This window comes from Helicobacter pylori (assembly GCA_008032935.1).
Lineage (GTDB): Bacteria > Campylobacterota > Campylobacteria > Campylobacterales > Helicobacteraceae > Helicobacter > Helicobacter pylori_CX.
This window is the reverse complement of the sequence record CP032039.1, coordinates 670,880-688,134: the sequence shown is the minus strand read 5'-3', so window position 1 is coordinate 688,134 and position 17,255 is coordinate 670,880. Positions and strand designations below refer to the sequence as shown.

Here is a 17,255-nt window from a genome sequence, read left to right as displayed (position 1 = left end):
AAAAGAAAAGGATAACCCTTTGCAAAACTTTATTTCTAATAAAAAATGGCTTATCTATTCTAGCCTACTCCCCTTGTTTTTTCTTAACCCTTTAGCGGCAGAAGATGATGGGTTTTTTATGGGGGTGAGTTATCAAACTTCTCTAGCCGTTCAAAGGGTGGATAACTCAGGGCTTAACGCCAGTCAAGACGCATCCACCTACATCCGCCAAAACGCTATCGCTCTAGAATCTGCAGCAGTGCCTTTAGCCTATTATTTAGAAGCGATGGGCCAACAAACCAGGGTTTTAATGCAAATGCTCTGCCCTGATCCTTCTAAAAGATGTTTGCTCTATGCGGGGGGCTATCAACAAAACGCCCAAAATGGCGATACAGGTAACAACCCCCCAAGAGGCAATGTCAATGCCACTTTTGATATGCAATCTTTAGTCAATAATTTAAACAAGCTCACCCAACTCATCGGCGAGACTTTAATCCGTAACCCTGAAAATCTTTCTAACGCCAAAGTCTTTAACGTCAAATTCGGCAATCAAAGCACTGTTATTGCATTGCCTGAGGGTCTAGCCAATACCATGGACGCTTTAAACAATGATATTACCAGCGCTTTAACCACGCTTTGGTATAACCAAACCTTAACGAATAAATCCTTTAGCGCCCCTAGCGGTAGCTCTGTAAATTTTAGCCCCGAAGTGTTGCAACACCTTTTACAAGACGGGTTAGCCACAAGTAATCAAACCATTTGCAGCACTCAAAACCAATGCACCGCTACTAATGAAGCTAAATCTATCGCTCAAAACGCCCAAAACATCTTCCAAGCTTTAATGCAAGCAGGGATTTTAGGGGGGCTAGCGAATGAAAAGCAATTTGGCTTCACTTATAACAAAGCCCCTAATGGTAGCGATTCCCAACAAGGCTACCAAAGCTTTAGCGGCCCGGGCTATTACACTAAAAACGGCGCTAATGGCACGCAAGCGCCCTTAAAAGCATTACCCGCTGGAGCGACAATCGGATCAGGCAATGGCCAATACACCTACCACCCCAGCTCGGCAGTCTATTATTTAGCGGATAGCATCATCGCTAATGGCATCACCGCTTCTATGATTTTTTCAGGCATGCAAAATTTCGCCAATAAAGCCGCTAGACTGACAGGCACTTCAAGCTATAACCAGATACAAGATGTGATCAATTATGGGGAAAGCTTGCTTAGTAACACCGTAGCGTATGGGGATTTTATCACCAATTGGGTCGCCCCCTATTTGGATTTAAATAACAAAGGTTTGAATTTCTTGCCTAGCTATGGGGGCAATTGAATGGCGCTAATCATCAAACCCCACAATTAACCCCACAACAAGCCCAACAAGAACAAAAAGTCATCATGAACCAACTAGAGCAAGCCACAAACGCCCCCACCCCCGCACAAATAGACAGAATCTTAGCCAACCCCTATTCCCCCACGGCAAAAACTTTAATGGCTTATGGGCTTTATCGCTCTAAAGCAGTGATTGGTGGGGTGATTGATGAAATGCAAACTAAAGTGAATCAAGTCTATCAAATGGGCTTTGCTAGGAATTTTTTGGAGCATAACTCTAATTCTAATAACATGAACGGCTTTGGCGTGAAAATGGGTTATAAGCAATTTTTCGGTAAAAAGCGCATGTTTGGGCTTAGGTATTATGGCTTTTATGATTTTGGTTACGCACAATTTGGCTCAAACCCCTCTTTAGTGAAAGCCACCCTCTCTAGCTATGGTGCAGGCACAGACTTTCTTTATAATGTTTTTACCCGAAAAAGGGGGACTGAAGCGATAGATATCGGTTTTTTTGCCGGCATTCAATTTGCAGGGCAAACCTGGAAAACGAATTTTTTAGATCAAGTGGATGGCAACCATCTTAAACCTAAGGACACTTCTTTCCAATTCCTTTTTGATTTAGGCATAAGGACCAATTTTTCCAAAATCGCCAAGCAAAGAAGATCTCGTTTTTCTCAAGGGGTAGAATTTGGCCTTAAAATACCGGTGCTTTATCACACCTACTACCAATCAGAAGGCGTTACAGCGAAGTATAGAAGAGCCTTTAGTTTTTATGTGGGCTACAACATAGGCTTTTGATTAAACAAAATAAGGGAAAAATATGATAAAAAAAGCTAGAAAATTCATACCACTCTTTTTAATTGGCTCTCTCTTAGCTGAAGACAATGGCTGGTATATGTCTGTAGGCTATCAAATCGGTGGCACGCAGCAATTCATCAATAACAAACAACTTTTAGAAAATCAAAATATCATCAACAGCGTAACCCAAAGCGCGATCAATATTGCAGGGCCTACTACCGGCCTTATCACTTTAAGCTCTCAAAGCGTCATTGACGCTTTAGGCTATGGCGTGAGTAATACCGTGGGCAACCAATTAGAGGGCATTTCTAATATCCTAAATCAAATTGGCAAAAGAAAAGACTTTTATTCTAGCCGTCAAATCTCTAGCATTTCCCAACAAATCATAGGGCTTAAAGGAAGCTCTGATCCCTTAAAAGCCCACTCTTCACAAATCACAGCCAAACTCCTTTCCAACACCCAGAGCGCGTTTGATCAGGGCACCGTGCTAAGCACTAGCATCATTAGCTCTATCAATAGCCTTAATCCCAGCAACAACACCCAAGAAGTCAAAGCCCAGCTCCAAAACACCGCGCAATCCATGGCAGAATTATTGCAACAAATTGAACACAGCATCACTAAAACCACTAGCACCACTTACGCGCAATCCTTACTCTCCAATCTAACCGATGCGGTCAATGCCTCTAGCAATAATACCGCTTATGTGAGCGCTCTTGTTAACGCTTTAAACACTTTAGGGGTGGGGGTTTTCCCTACCACAACCTCAACGCATGTGGTGTTAAACCCACCAGGACAAGTCGTATTCTATCCAGCTAATTCCCTTTTAGGCTCCACTTCTTCAAACAGCAACAACCAACAACAATACAACAACACCCTTTTAATGAACACTTTACAAGGGGAATTAACCACCAATAATCAAAACAACCCCAATGGTTGCACCAATCAAATCCAGTGTTTGGAGCAATTCATCCAAAATTTAGCCCCTTTAGCCGCAACCCCCACTTCAAACAACCAAGCCAACCAGCAAGTCCAAGCCATTGCCCAAAAGCTTCAAAGCGTTGCTATCAACACTTTAGACAACAATGCGATCAACAACACCACTTATAATTTAAACAATTTGCACAACGCTTTGAATTTCCAAGCCTATGAAAGCACGATAGAACAATACAATAACGCTTTAAAACAAATTTCTTGGATCAGTTTTAGCAAGCCTAAAAACTTGCTCAAAAACACTTCCAATAACTACCAAATCGGCACGGTTACCAACGCTCAAGGGCAAAATATCAGCGCCTATGATTGCATGACTGCTACCGGAAGCCTTTCTAGCGATGCTTCTAGCGGGATTTCATGCTCAGCGACAAGCTCCACAAGCTCCACAAATGGCTCTACAAACAGCACAAACAGTTTTGACAATTCTTTAGTCGCTACCTCCAAAGTCCAAACCATAGGAGGCAAAGAGCAGATCGGCGTGAATTCTTTCAACCTGGTTTCTCAAGTGTGGAGCGTTTATAACTCTTTAAAAACTTCAGAAGAAAAGTTGCAAAAAAACGCCAAGATACTATGCGCTAATGGATCGCAATCTGGGACAAGCCCATGCAATAGCTCTTCAGGGGGTTTGAGCATCAGCGGGAACGCCCAATTGCAAAATATTTTAAGCTCTACTAATGGGACTACCACTCAAGCTAAAAGCAACGCTCCCAAAAAAGCAATGGTGGTGGTGAATAATGAAGAAGAAGCTAAAACGACTAATTTAGCCCAAAATAGTGGGCCAACCACACAATCTCCTAACAGCACGGTGATGGGAGCTTTAAACACCGTGTTGCAAAATGTCAGCAATTTCCAGCAAAGCATTCAAAGCGCTTTTCAAAGTCAAAGCAGTAATATCCAAGCTTGGGCGAATGCGATTTATAACACTAGTGGGAATCAATCGCAAGAGATAACACCTAACAATAACCAAAATTTACGCATCCAATTGAGAGCGAATTTTTACCAACTCATCAATACGATTAACCAGCAAGTGCCTACAGACATGAGTGCTTTAATTAATCAAAGCCAACAAACCCAACAAACAAGCGGGGCAACCAACAATCCATGCAGTAATGGTAATGGAACCGGTAATGCCAACTGGTGCTATCAGCAATGGTCCGATTCTAAGGCTTATTACAGCGGGTTGCAAAGCGCTTTAGGGTATCAAACACAAGCGACAACTCAAAGTGGGAGCAGTGGTGGGAAGAGCATCACCTACAATGTCCAACAAATCACGCTCACTAGCGGTGGGCTACTTAATAACATCATTTCATCTCTTAAGAGTTTTAGTAGTAGCGGAAATAATGGGGGTAATGGGAATGGCACTAGCCAAATCAACACAGCCTACCAAATGCTCACAGACGCCAGTGATGGGAAATTAGGGACTTATACTAATAATGCCTACCAAACATGCAATAGCGGGAGCAATGGAACGAGTGGGAACAATTGCTACACCCCTAGCAAAACGCAAAACGCTACCGCTGCAACCACTAACGAAAATAATAGCTTGCAAAAAGTCTATAATGACGCCCAAAAAATAGCCAACATTATCGCTAGTTCAGGGAATAATAAAGGCGTTGAAAACGGCTTAAAACAATTCTTTGAAGCGTTAAAAAGTAATAGTAGCAGTCTCAGCAATTTGTGTAATGGTAGTAATGGTAGTAGTGGCGTCAGCTCTACTTGCTCCGGTGGGCTTATCAACCTTTTAGGGGCAATCCCCACCAATGGGGTGAGCGATACGAATAATTTAATTAATCTGCTCACTGAATTCATTAAAACCGCCGGGTTTATCCAAAATAATGATAGTAATGTATCTACTAGTCTTACAAGCGCTTTTCAAGCCATTACGAGCGCTATTTCTCAAGGGTTTCAAGCCTTGCAAAACGATATTAGCCCTAATGCGATTTTAACCTTGCTCCAAGAAATCACTTCTAACACCACCACCATTCAGTCATTCTCGCAAACCTTACGGCAGCTTTTAGGGGATAAAACCTTCTTTATGGTGCAGCAAAAACTCATTGATGCGATGATTAACGCCAGAAATCAGGTTCAAAACGCGCAAAATCAAGCCAATAACTACGGCTCCCAACCCGTTTTAAGCCAGTATGCGGCCGCTAAAAGCACCCAACACGGCATGAGCAACGGCTTAGGGGTTGGTTTGGGCTATAAATACTTCTTTGGTAAAGCGAGAAAATTGGGCCTTAGGCATTATTTTTTCTTTGATTACGGCTTTAGTGAAATCGGTGTAGCCAATCAAAGCGTGAAAGCGAATATCTTTGCTTATGGGATTGGCACGGATTTTTTATGGAACTTGTTTAGGAGGACTTACAACACTAAAGCGTTGAATTTTGGGCTATTTGCTGGGGTCCAATTAGGCGGTGCGACTTGGCTTAGCTCTTTAAGGCAACAAATCATTGACAATTGGGGGAACGCTAATGACATCCATTCAACGAATTTTCAAGTGGCGCTGAATTTTGGGGTGCGCACCAACTTCGCGGAGTTCAAGCGTTTTGCTAAGAAATTCCACAATCAAGGGGTTATCAGCCAAAAGAGCGTGGAATTTGGGATTAAAGTGCCTCTCATCAATCAAGCGTATTTGAATAGCGCCGGGGCTGATGTGAGCTATAGGAGGCTTTATACTTTCTATATCAATTACATCATGGGGTTTTAAAAAGGGGTGCATCAATGGAAATCTTACAATTCATCGGCTATGGGAACATGGCTCAAGCGATTTTAGAAGGCTCTCATGAAATTTTATCCAAGCGTTTTATTTTAGAAATCACCGGGAGAAACCCTGAAAAAATCGCCCCTTTTTTACAAGAAAAAAACATTCAAGCCCAAATCGTGCCTTACAAAGACGCTATTGATATACACCAAAAATTCGTGTTTTTACTTTTTAAGCCTTACAACCTTAAGGATTTTAATTATCAAGGGCAAGCCAAAAGCGTTTTGAGCGCGTTAGCCGGGGTAAATTTTGAAGCTTTAAGCAATGCGATTAATTCTTTACATTACTTAAAATGCATGCCCAACATTGCGAGCAAATTCGCCCTTTCTTCTACGGCGGTGTGTGAAAAATCGGTTGCGCTTTCAATAAGTGAGAAAGCTTTGAGTATTATTGAGAGTTTTGGGAATTGCGTGCGAGTGGGTAATGAAGAGCAGGTGGATGCCAGTATAGCGACAAACGGGAGCGCGCTCGCTTTTTTAAGCTTGGTAGCGAGCGGTTTGAAAGACGCCGGTATTAGAGAGGGCTTGAACGCTAAAGATTCTTTAGAATTGGTAAAAATGAGTTTTAAAGGCTTTGCCAAGCTGTTAGAAAAAGAACGCCCTGAGGTGATCATAGAGCAAATTTGCACCCCTAAAGGCGCAACGATTGAAGGCTTGAGCGTTTTAGAAAAAAAGGGGGTTAGGGGAGCGTTCATCAAAGCATGCCAAAAGAGCGTGAAAAAAATGCGCCCCCTAAAGAATTGCACCCCTAAAAAATAAGCGCGATGCATTTAGACAGGCAGAGTTTAGAAAAAGCCAAATATTTGATCCAAAGCGGTCTGATTGACACCATAGAAGTAGGCACAATCAAGGGCTTGCAAGAAATCCATCGGTTTTTATTTGAAGGGCTGCATGAATTTGCCGGGAAAATCAGGGATAAAAATATTTCGAATTTCAGGTTCGCTAACTGCTTGTATTTGGATTTGATTTTACCCAGAATTGAGAGCATGCCGCAAAATAATTTCAATCAAATCATAGAAAAATATGTGGAAATGAATATCGCCCACCCTTTTTTGGAGGGTAATGGCAGAGCGACTAGGATATGGCTTGATTTGTTGCTTAAAAAGGAATTGAAAAAAATCGTGCTTTGGGAAAGGATTGATAAAGCCGCTTATTTGAGCGCAATGGAAAGGAGTCCTGTGAATGATTTGGAAATCAAAACGCTTTTAAAAAAGCATTTGAGTTCTAATACCAACGATCCCTTAACTCTCATTAAAGGCATCACGCAGTCGTATTATTATGAAGGGCTTTGAAAAATTCCAAAAAGCATTTTTTCAAATCTTAAAAATACCATTCTTAAAAATTAAAAGCTTTATTTGTCAGCATTAAAGCAATCTAAAACTAATCTTGCGTCCGTTCAATCAAACTCAAAGGCAAGTCAAAAGCTTTAATGAGTTCGCCCTCTTTTTGGCGTTGTTCGCCTTGATCTTTTTCATGGTCATAGCCTAGCAAGTGCAACACCCCATGAATGAATAAAAGAGCGATCTCCTCTTCTAAGCTATGCCCTAATTTCAGGGCGTTAGTTTGAGCTAATGGCGCATTAATCACCACGCTCCCTAAAGGGGCGTGAGGGATCGCTTCTAAAGGGAAACTCAAAACATCGGTAGCGTAATCGCAACCCCTTAAATCCCTGTTGATTTCTCGCATGGTTTCATCGCTCACCAAAACAAGCTCAATGATTTGAGTGGGGGCTAAAACATCTGCGATTTTTTCTAATAATAAAAAGTCTGATTCTAGCGGGGTTTGGTTGTCTATTTCTAGCATCAATAAGATACAAAAAGAAGTTTAAAAAAGCCCTAAAATTTAGGGCTTAAAAGATTAAGCGAAAGAACCTTTAACTTGTTCTACCCATTTTGAAATCCTCTCATCAGTGAGATCGTCTTGATTGTCTTCATCAATCACAAGACCCACGAATTTACCGCCTTCTACCGCTTTAGAAGCTTCAAAATGATAACCATCAGTGGGAGTTTGCCCTACCACTTTGCCGGCTTTAGCTTTTTCATAAATGTGGAAAATGCCTTCTGCGAAAGTCTCGCTGTAAGTGTCTTGATCGCCCAAGCCTACAAGCCCAATGGTTTTATTCGCAAAGTCGCTCGCTTCTAGTGTGCCTAAAAAGTCTTCCCAATCTGTTTGCAAATCGCCCGCACCAGCTGTTGGAGCGACTAAAATAACCTTTGTAAAGCCATTAAATTGCTCTTTAGAAGCTTTAGCCACATCAACCACTTCCGCATTACCAATAGCCTTGCTGATTTTTTCAGCGATAGCTTCAGCGTTCCCGCTGTCTGTCCCAAAAAAGATACCAATTTTTCCCATATTCCAATCCTTGTGTTTAAAGATATTAACGCACCCACTTATGCGAATGCTTGTGGGCGTAGTCTAGCGCATTTAATTAAACATCTTGCTTAAAAACCCATTTTGCGCGAATATCGTTTCAATAAAAACCATATTAAAAGCGCTATGAGAACAAAACTTATGACAAAAAACGAAGTGTAATGAGAAAGCCTTTCATACAGCGTTTTCACCCAATCGCTCGCTTGAAAAGAAACGCTCCCCACGATTAACGCCCACAAAAAACTGGAAAAAACATTAAGCCATAAAAATCTTTTTAAAGGGTATTTGCTAAAACCAACCGCCAAAGGCACAACGCTTTTAATCCCATAGAGATATTTATTGACAAAAATCATGAGCAAGGCGTAGCGTTTCACCCACAAACTCGCTAAAGCAAGCTTTCTTCTATGCTTTTGGAAATACTTTAAAAACTCTCTTTTTTGATAGCGGGCAAAGATTACAAGAGCCCCACTCCCTACCATATTCCCTAAAAAAGCGACAAGAATCGTTATTTTTATATCCAAAGCGTGCGTGGTAGCGCTCAAAATGGAAGCGATGACAATCCCCACATACCCACCCCCTAAAGAATATAAAATAAAATAAGATAACCCCACTCCTTAAAACCCTCTTGAAAACGCAACAACGCTTCTTGCATTCAAACCCTCTTTTTAGTTTTCTCATTTTCATGTTATCCAAACTTATTCAATCAAATGAGCGTTGTTAGTGATTTAAACGCTATCTTTTAGTATAATGACAGCATTATCTTAATAACCTAAAAGATATAGAGATGAATACAGAAATTTTAACCATCATGTTAGTTGTCTCAGTGCTTATGGGATTGGTAGGCTTAATAGCGTTTTTATGGGGGGTTAAAAGCGGTCAGTTTGACGATGAAAAACGCATGCTTGAAAGCGTGTTGTATGACAGCACAAGCGATTTGAACGAAGCGATTTTACAAGAAAAACGCCAAAAGAATTAAAAAGAATTAAAATAAAAGGATAGGAATGGACCAAGAAATTTTAGACGTATTGATAGTGGGTGCAGGGCCTGGGGGCATTGCCACGGCCGTAGAATGCGAAATAGCCGGCGTTAAAAAAGTGCTTTTATGCGAAAAAACCGAAAGCCATTCAGGCATGTTGGAAAAGTTTTATAAAGCCGGTAAAAGGATTGATAAAGATTATAAAAAGCAAGTCGTAGAGCTTAAAGGGCATATCCCTTTTAAAGACAGCTTTAAAGAAGAAACTTTAGAGAATTTCACCAACCTTTTAAAAGAGCACCGCATCACGCCAAGCTATAAAACCGATATTGAGAGCGTGAAAAAAGAGGGCGAATACTTTAAAATCACCACCACTTCTAACACAACCTATCATGCTAAATTCGTGGTGGTTGCGATCGGGAAAATGGGCCAGCCAAACCGCCCTACTTACAAAATCCCTGTCGCGCTCTCCAAACAAGTGGTTTTTAGCATCAACGATTGTAAGGAAAATGAAAAAACCCTTGTGATCGGCGGAGGCAACTCAGCGGTGGAATACGCCATTGCTTTGTGCAAAACCACCCCTACCACCCTCAATTACCGCAAAAAAGAATTCAGCCGCATCAATGAAGACAACGCTAAAAACTTGCAAGAAGTCCTAAACAACAACACGCTTAAAAGCAAGCTTGGAGTGGATATTGAAAGCCTAGAAGAAGATGGCACTCAAATTAAGGTGAATTTCACCGATAACACAAGCGAGAGTTTTGATCGCTTGCTGTATGCGATCGGAGGCTCTACCCCTTTAGAGTTTTTTAAACGCTGTTCTTTAGAATTAGATCCTAGCACCAATATCCCTGTAGTGAAAGAAAATTTAGAGAGCAACAATATCCCTAATTTATTCATCGTGGGCGATATTTTATTCAAATCAGGAGCGAGCATCGCTACCGCTTTAAATCATGGCTATGATGTTGTGCAAGAAATCGCTAAAAGGTTGCGATCTTAAAGCCGCTCACTCATCAAACGGCTTAGCCTTATACAAAAAGAAAAAGAGAATGAGAAGCGTTAGAGCAAAATGCATGGTTATGATAGTTAGGGGCGAGAAGTAACGCAGTTCCAGACTGCTAAGCGATAAAACTAGCACAGAGACCACGCGCACACAGCTTGATAAAAGCGATGAGAGCGATGAAATGTTGTTTTTGGAAACGAATTTGGAGAATTGATACCCCAAGCAATAACTCATGTAAGCAAAAAACGCCACCATGAGTGCATACACCCCTATGAAACAATAAGGGATATTGCTAAGCAATAAGGGGCTAACGCCCAGTAACACCAAAAGCGAACTCAAGGCGATTTTTTGGCTATAACTAGAGGCTTTTAAAAAATGAATGAGGATAGAAATCACTTGAAAAGCGATATAGAACATAAAAAGGTATTGCTCTTTAACGCCTTGTTTTAGAAAATACGCTTGCCACATTTGAAAATGGCTCATAAAAAAGATGGGCGTAATCAAATGCCCCACTAACAAAATTTTAAGCTTGGGGTTATCTTTAAGCTCTTTAAGACTGCCTTTGACTTGCTCTTTAAGGAGTTTCAAACTTTTTTGGCTTTTAAAATCCCCTTCTTTCTCTTTAAAATAAATGATGATCGTTAGCGCACAGAGCATGATTAAAAAAATCCCCACAATATACAGCATCGCATGGACTTTGAGATACAAAAACGACCCCAAAGAACTCCCTATAATCATGCCTAAATAAGTAATTTGATTGTTTTTGGCTAAAAACCGGGACAAATCCTTTTTATTTTCTTTAATGTCTGTGATGAGTGAAGCTTCAATCGTGCCGCTAGAGCATGCGCTATACAAACCATACAACCCCCACGCTAAAAGCATGAGGATAAAACTATCAAAAAACAGCACAAACGAAAAACTAGCGATTAAAAAGGCGTTAGAAACCAGGAATAGGTTTTTCCGGCTCATCAAATCCGCTAAAACACCGCTCGGGTATTCAGCCACCAGCACGCAAAAACTAAAAAAGGTTTGCACGAGCAAGATTTCACTCAAACTAAGCCCTTTAGAAAGCAACAAGGGGGTTAAAATCGCATGGGGCAAGCTTTGAGCGATGATTAAGAGAAAATTCGCCCCATAGTAAGCTAAAATGTTTTTTCTTAACATTTGAAAATTGTAATTAAAACTAGCTTATAATACAGCGTTATATCTTTTATTTAAGGGGTATTGATGCTAACCCAATTAAAAACTTATCCAAAATTACTCAAACATTATGAAGAAATTAAAGAAATGCACATGCGCGACTGGTTTTCTAAAGACAAAGAGCGAGCGAGCCGTTATTTCGTGCAATTGGAAAGCTTGAGCTTGGATTATTCCAAAAACCGCTTGAACGATACCACTTTAAAGCTTCTTTTTGAATTAGCGAACGACTGCTCTTTAAAAGAAAAGATTGAAGCGATGTTTAAGGGCGAAAAAATCAACACCACCGAAAAAAGGGCCGTTTTACACACCGCCTTAAGGAGCTTGAACGACGCAGAAATCTTGCTAGACAACATGGAAGTGTTAAAAAGCGTTCGGAGCGTTTTAAAACGCATGCGAGCCTTTAGCGATAGCGTGAGGAGCGGTAAAAGATTAGGCTATACCAATCAAGTGATCACCGATATTGTCAATATCGGCATTGGGGGGTCAGATTTGGGTGCTTTAATGGTTTGCACCGCCTTAAAACGCTACGCCCACCCGAGATTAAAAATGCATTTTGTGTCTAATGTGGATGGCACGCAGATTTTAGACGTTTTAGAAAAACTCAATCCAGCCAGCACGCTTTTTATCGTGGCTTCTAAGACTTTTTCCACTCAAGAAACCTTAACCAACGCCCTAACCGCTAGAAAATGGTTTGTAGAAAGGAGCGGCGATGAAAAGCATATCGCTAAGCACTTTGTAGCGGTATCCACCAACAAAGAAGCCGTCCAACAATTTGGCATTGACGAGCATAACATGTTTGAATTTTGGGATTTTGTAGGGGGGCGTTATAGCTTGTGGTCGGCTATTGGCTTATCCATTATGATCTATTTAGGGAAGAAAAATTTTAACGCTCTTTTGAAAGGGGCGTATTTGATGGATGAGCATTTTAGAAATGCCCCTTTTGAAAGCAATTTGCCCGTTTTAATGGGATTAATCGGCGTGTGGTATATCAATTTTTTCCAATCCAAAAGCCACTTGATCGCCCCTTACGATCAGTATTTAAGGCATTTCCCTAAATTCATCCAGCAATTAGATATGGAAAGCAATGGTAAACGCATCAGCAAAAAAGGCGAAACCATCCCCTATGACACATGCCCTGTTGTTTGGGGCGATATGGGTATTAACGCTCAGCACGCCTTTTTCCAGCTCTTGCATCAAGGCACGCATTTAATCCCCATTGATTTTATCGCCTCTTTGGATAAAAAGCCTAACGCTAAAGGCCATCATGAGATTTTATTCAGCAATGTTTTAGCGCAAGCGCAAGCCTTCATGAAAGGCAAAAGTTATGAAGAAGCACTTGGGGAATTGCTTTCTAAAGGCTTAGACAAAGATGAAGCTAAAGACTTGGCCCACCACAGGGTGTTTTTTGGCAACCGCCCCTCTAATATCCTTTTATTAGAAAAGATTTCACCAAGCAATATTGGGGCGTTGGTGGCTCTTTATGAGCATAAAGTCTTTGTGCAAGGGGTTATTTGGGATATTAACAGCTTTGATCAATGGGGCGTGGAGCTTGGGAAAGAATTAGCCGTGCCGATTTTGCAAGAATTAGAAGGGCATAAAAGCAACGCTTATTTTGACAGCTCCACTAAACATTTAATAGAATTGTATAAGGATTACAACCAATAGGCTTTATCTTACAACAAGATAAAGCCTAAAAACAATGAAGCGAAGCTTAACCCCATTCTCAAGTGCTCCATTCAAAATCATCCGTTAATCATAACGGATTTTATCGCCATATATTAGCCATTTGAATTTAAAGAGAGTAAATTTTCCACAAATTGATCGTTTTTAGCTTTTAAAAGCTTGACTTTCTCATCATACGCATTATTTTACATATTATAATTATTTCAAAGCTAAGAATAATAAAAATCAAAGAATAGATTTATCTTTAAAAGTATTTGCATTTATCAATCTCATTTTAGGAGGCATGCATGAAAAAGGCAAGTCAGGTTTTATTCTTTGGGGCATTTTTAAGCTCTTCTTTGCAAGGTTTTGAAGCCAAGCTCAACGGCTTTGTGGATCAATCCAGCACGATCGGTTTTAACCAGCATAAAATCAATAAAGAAAGAGGCATCTACCCTATGCAGCAATTCGCAACGATTGCGGGCTATTTAGGGCTTGGTTTTAGCCTGTTACCCAAAAAGGTTTCAGATCATGTTCTAAAAGGCAAAATAGGGGGCATGGTGGGATCTATTTTCTATGACGGCACGAAGAAGTTTGAAGACGGATCTGTGGCTTACAACCTCTTTGGTTATTACGATGGGTTCATGGGGGGCTATACGAATATCTTACAAACCGATAGCCTTGAGACACAGAATATGAAACACAACAAAAATGTCCGCAATTATGTCTTTAGCGATGCGTATTTAGAATACGCTTATAAGAATTATTTTGAAATAAAAGCCGGACGCTATTTATCCACTATGCCTTATAAAAGCGGTCAAACGCAAGGCTTTCAAGTTTCTGGGCAATACAAGCATGCGCGCTTGACTTGGTTTAGCTCTTTTGGGAGGGCGTTCGCTTACGGTTCGTTTTTAATGGATTGGTTTGCCGCTAGGACCACTTATAGCGGAGGCTTTACCAAAAACGATAATGGAGGTTATGATAGCCATGGGCGAAAGGTGCTTTATGGCACGCATGCGGTGCAACTCACCTATAAACCTCATCGTTTCCTCATAGAAGGCTTTTATTACCTTTCGCCTCAAATCTTTAACGCTCCAGGCGTTAAGATTGGTTGGGACTCTAACCCCAATTTTAGCGGCACAGGCTTTCGCTCTGATACGGCTGTCATAGGGTTTTTCCCCATTTACTACCCTTGGATGATCGTTAAATCCAATGGAAGCCCAGTCTATAGATACGACACGCCTGCCACTCAAAACGGGCAAAACCTCATTATCCGCCAACGCTTTGACATCAACAATTACAATGTTTCCATCGCCTTTTATAAAGTCTTTCAAAACGCTAATGGTTGGATAGGCAACATGGGGAATCCAAGCGGTGTGATCATGGGGAGTAACAGCGTCTATGCGGGTTTTACAGGCACAGCCCTTAAAAGAGACGCCGCTACCATTTTCCTTTCTTGTGGCGGCACTCATTTTGCCAAAAAATTCACATGGAAATTCGCCACACAATACTCCAATTCAGTAGTTTCTTGGGAAGCGAGAGCGATGATCTCTTTAGGTTATAAATTCACTGAATATTTGAGCGGCAGCGTGGATCTTGCGTATTATGGCGTGTATACTAACAAAGGCTTTAAACCGGGTGAAAACGGGCCTGTGCCTAAAGACTTCCCCGCCCTTTATTCTGACAGGAGCGCGTTATACACGGCCCTAGTAGCATCTTTTTGATGCTACCCTATGATTATGGTAGGCGTCTTTTTGATGCTATGATCACAAAATAGAGTAGGCGTCATTTTGATGCTGTCTCCTACGATATGATAGGCGTTTTTTAACGCTGCTTCTCTAATCTCTATATATGAAATTTCTTTTCAAGCCAAAGCCCTTTTTTAAATCATACCCATTAAGCAAAATACCCATCATCTTTAAATCATCTTTAAAATTGAGCTTTTAAAAAAGCAAGCGATAGCTTTTTAAAAACCCAAGCAGAAATCCCAAATGTCTTTAGTGTTTGCACGCTTCACAAACAAGGTCAAACTTTTTTTATGGATTTAAAGGGGGGTTAAAACCCCTTTTTTATTCAAGCGGCTTTGATATAGGGCGTTTCAGCCAGCGGCGGGTAAATTTTATTTTTAAAATAAGCGTTTGAGCAAATCCTAACGCTCACAATCAGCACCAAAAGCGCTACAAGCATGAAAAACACGCACAAAATCGCATCAATCGCATGGTTAAAAAGGATTTTTGGAGCGTTTTTAGCACTTTTTCATCGGTAGTGGTAGCCATTTTTTCTTTGATGATTTGCATTTGCGCCACATGCGAAACGTTATTCAGCACGCTGTCATTGCTCTTTGGCACCACCTTTAAAATACCGCTATAAAAAGTGATGGATAAAATCAAAACTGCCGGCAAGGCGCTTACCATCGCCCCCTTAAAACGCCCCATTTTAAACAACACCACCGTAACCAACAACAACGCCATACCCGCTAACATCTGGTTACTCACGCCAAATAAAGGCCATAGCGTATAAATCCCCCTTTAGGATCGATCGTGCCTTGATACAAGAAATACCCCCACCCTGCCACGCACAAAAGAGTGGCAAAAATCCCAGCCTTATAAGAGCTAAGATTACCCAAAGGCTTATAAACATTACCGAGCAAATCTTGGATCATGAAACGAGCGGTTCGTGTGCCAGCATCCACAGCGGTTAAAATGAACAAAGCTTCAAACAAGATCGCAAAATGATACCAAAACGCCATCACGCTTGGATCCCCTAAAATGTGATACACAATCATCGCTAAACCAATCGCAAAAGTGGGCGCCCCACCGGTGCGGCTCAAAATGGAGCTTTCACCGATGTTTTTAGTCATCTCACTGATTTCTTCAGCGCTGATACTAAACCCCCATGAGCTAATCACCGAAGCCGCATCAGCTATATCTTTACCGATGCTCACTTCTGGCGAATTGATAGCGAAATAAAGCCCTGGGTGCAAGATCCCTGCGCACACCAACGCCATAAGAGCCACAACGCTCTCCATCACCATAGAGCCATAGCCCACTAGCCTGGCGTCGCTTTCTTTAGCGAGCATTTTAGGGGTCGTGCCTGAAGAAATTAAAGCATGAAAGCCACTAATCGTCCCGCAAGCCACCGTGATAAACAAGAAAGGGAACACGCTTCCTGCAAACACAGGCCCACTGCCATCTACAAAGGGCGTGATTTTAGGGATTTGTAAGGGCGGAGCGACAAAAACAATAGCCACAACCAACACCCCTATAACGCCAATTTTTAAAAAAGTGCTTAAATAATCTCGTGGAGCGAGTAAAAACCATACCGGTAAAATAGAAGCCACAAAACCATAGCCCATGATCATCCACGCTAAAGAACTAGCATCAAAAGTGAATATTGACGCTAATTTAGGATCTAAAGAAACATATTTACCCGCATAAATCGCTATAATCAACAAAATAAAGCCGATAACAGAAACTTCTAAAATCTTATGCGGCCTGAAAAACCGCATGTAAAGCCCCATAAGAATCGCAATGGGAATAGTCATTGCGATCGTAAAAAAGCCCCAAGGCGAATGCGCTAAAGCCTTCACCACCACCATCGCTAAAATCGCAATGATAATGAGCATGATCCCTAAAATGCCCAGACTTGCGATCATCCCTACAAATTGACCCATTTCAAGCTTGATCATTTCGCCTAAAGACTTGCCATCGCGTCTAATGGAAGCAAAAAGCACCACAAAATCATGCACGCAACCCCCTAAAACCGAGCCTATCAAAATCCATAAGATAGAGGGCAAGTAACCCATTTGAGCGGCTAATATCGGGCCTACTAAAGGGCCAGCCCCAGCAATGGCGGCGAAATGATGCCCAAAGGTGATGGCTTTATCCGTAGGCACAAAATCCTTGCCGTCATTCCTTACGCATGCAGGCGTGGCTCTGTTATCATCTAGCTTTAACACCCGATAAGCGATAAAATGGCTATAAAAACGATAGCCTATGCTATAAATGCAAGCGCTCGCTACTACAAGCCATAGCGTGTTGATGCTCTCGCCCTTGTGTAAGGCCAACACCCCTAAACAGATCGCCCCTAAAATAGCTACAAAAACCCAAGCCAAAGAAACTAAACTTTTTTGCATGTCCTCTCCATTTAATGATTGTTTAATCATTGTTGTTAATTTCAGCCAGTTTTTTT

10 protein-coding genes and 4 pseudogenes are annotated in these 17,255 nt (G+C 41.3%); 8 read left to right on the top strand and 6 right to left on the bottom strand.

Features of this window, described 5'->3' with window-relative positions; genetic code table 11:
• Positions 1-19 precede the first annotated feature (19 nt).
• The 4 genes and pseudogenes from D2C78_03520 (at position 20) to D2C78_03505 (ending at position 7,148) form a co-directional block, all read left to right on the top strand.
• Positions 20-2,106, top strand: a pseudogene (locus tag D2C78_03520) (outer membrane protein).
• Between the two features lie 22 nt (positions 2,107-2,128).
• A complete protein-coding gene (locus tag D2C78_03515) occupies positions 2,129-5,803 on the top strand; it encodes an outer membrane protein (protein QEF35078.1) in 3,675 nt (1,224 codons plus the stop codon).
• 14 nt (positions 5,804-5,817) lie between these two features.
• Positions 5,818-6,615 carry a pyrroline-5-carboxylate reductase gene (locus D2C78_03510; protein ID QEF35077.1) on the top strand — a complete coding sequence of 266 codons (798 nt, stop codon included), beginning with the start codon at positions 5,818-5,820 and terminating at the stop codon, positions 6,613-6,615.
• A gap of 5 nt (positions 6,616-6,620) precedes the next feature.
• Entirely contained in the window at positions 6,621-7,148 is a 528-nt protein-coding gene (locus D2C78_03505; protein ID QEF35076.1) for an adenosine monophosphate-protein transferase, read from the top strand.
• Between the two features lie 88 nt (positions 7,149-7,236).
• Here D2C78_03505 and ybeY read toward each other — a convergent pair whose 3' ends face one another.
• From ybeY to D2C78_03490, 3 genes and pseudogenes are all read right to left on the bottom strand, one after another.
• Entirely contained in the window at positions 7,237-7,659 is a 423-nt protein-coding gene (gene ybeY, locus D2C78_03500; protein ID QEF35075.1) for an rRNA maturation RNase YbeY, read from the bottom strand.
• Positions 7,660-7,713: 54 nt separating this feature from the next.
• On the bottom strand, positions 7,714-8,208 hold the full coding sequence (locus D2C78_03495; GenBank protein ID QEF35074.1) for a flavodoxin: 495 nt from the start codon (positions 8,206-8,208) through the stop codon (positions 7,714-7,716).
• 89 nt (positions 8,209-8,297) lie between these two features.
• Positions 8,298-8,878: pseudogene (locus D2C78_03490) on the bottom strand (DedA family protein).
• A gap of 132 nt (positions 8,879-9,010) precedes the next feature.
• Between D2C78_03490 and ccoS the strand changes: the two are divergent.
• On the top strand, positions 9,011-9,202 hold the full coding sequence (ccoS, locus tag D2C78_03485) for a cbb3-type cytochrome oxidase assembly protein CcoS (GenBank protein QEF35073.1): 192 nt from the start codon (positions 9,011-9,013) through the stop codon (positions 9,200-9,202).
• A 25-nt stretch (positions 9,203-9,227) separates the two neighbouring features.
• Positions 9,228-10,199, top strand: a complete 972-nt coding sequence (locus tag D2C78_03480) for an NAD(P)/FAD-dependent oxidoreductase (GenBank protein QEF35072.1) — start codon at positions 9,228-9,230, stop codon at positions 10,197-10,199.
• 6 nt (positions 10,200-10,205) lie between these two features.
• On the opposite strand, the gene D2C78_03475 is transcribed toward D2C78_03480, so the two are convergent.
• Entirely contained in the window at positions 10,206-11,366 is a 1,161-nt protein-coding gene (locus D2C78_03475; protein QEF35071.1) for an MFS transporter, read from the bottom strand.
• Positions 11,367-11,429: 63 nt separating this feature from the next.
• Here D2C78_03475 and D2C78_03470 point away from each other — a divergent pair, with 63 nt between their 5' ends.
• Both D2C78_03470 and hofH read left to right on the top strand, forming a co-directional pair.
• Positions 11,430-13,067, top strand: coding sequence for a glucose-6-phosphate isomerase (locus D2C78_03470; GenBank protein ID QEF35070.1), 1,638 nt, complete (start codon positions 11,430-11,432; stop codon positions 13,065-13,067).
• Between the two features lie 305 nt (positions 13,068-13,372).
• Positions 13,373-14,788, top strand: coding sequence for an outer membrane beta-barrel protein HofH (gene hofH, locus D2C78_03465; protein QEF35069.1), 1,416 nt, complete (start codon positions 13,373-13,375; stop codon positions 14,786-14,788).
• Between the two features lie 2 nt (positions 14,789-14,790).
• Here hofH and D2C78_03460 read toward each other — a convergent pair.
• Both D2C78_03460 and D2C78_03455 read right to left on the bottom strand, forming a co-directional pair.
• A pseudogene (locus tag D2C78_03460) lies at positions 14,791-14,980 on the bottom strand (hypothetical protein).
• Positions 14,981-15,137: 157 nt separating this feature from the next.
• Positions 15,138-17,199: pseudogene (locus tag D2C78_03455) on the bottom strand (carbon starvation protein A).
• Between the last annotated feature and the right edge of the window lie 56 nt (positions 17,200-17,255).

What these genes read in the sequence shown, in the direction of transcription:
- D2C78_03515 (QEF35078.1), top strand. Translation starts at nt 2,129, where the DNA reads ATGATAAAAAAAGCTAGAAAATTCATACCACTCTTTTTAATTGGCTCT.
- D2C78_03510 (QEF35077.1), top strand. Translation starts at nt 5,818, where the DNA reads ATGGAAATCTTACAATTCATCGGCTATGGGAACATGGCTCAAGCGATT.
- D2C78_03505 (QEF35076.1), top strand. Translation starts at nt 6,621, where the DNA reads ATGCATTTAGACAGGCAGAGTTTAGAAAAAGCCAAATATTTGATCCAA.
- ybeY (QEF35075.1), bottom strand. Translation starts at nt 7,659, where the DNA reads ATGCTAGAAATAGACAACCAAACCCCGCTAGAATCAGACTTTTTATTA.
- D2C78_03495 (QEF35074.1), bottom strand. Translation starts at nt 8,208, where the DNA reads ATGGGAAAAATTGGTATCTTTTTTGGGACAGACAGCGGGAACGCTGAA.
- ccoS (QEF35073.1), top strand. Translation starts at nt 9,011, where the DNA reads ATGAATACAGAAATTTTAACCATCATGTTAGTTGTCTCAGTGCTTATG.
- D2C78_03480 (QEF35072.1), top strand. Translation starts at nt 9,228, where the DNA reads ATGGACCAAGAAATTTTAGACGTATTGATAGTGGGTGCAGGGCCTGGG.
- D2C78_03475 (QEF35071.1), bottom strand. Translation starts at nt 11,366, where the DNA reads ATGTTAAGAAAAAACATTTTAGCTTACTATGGGGCGAATTTTCTCTTA.
- D2C78_03470 (QEF35070.1), top strand. Translation starts at nt 11,430, where the DNA reads ATGCTAACCCAATTAAAAACTTATCCAAAATTACTCAAACATTATGAA.
- hofH (QEF35069.1), top strand. Translation starts at nt 13,373, where the DNA reads ATGAAAAAGGCAAGTCAGGTTTTATTCTTTGGGGCATTTTTAAGCTCT.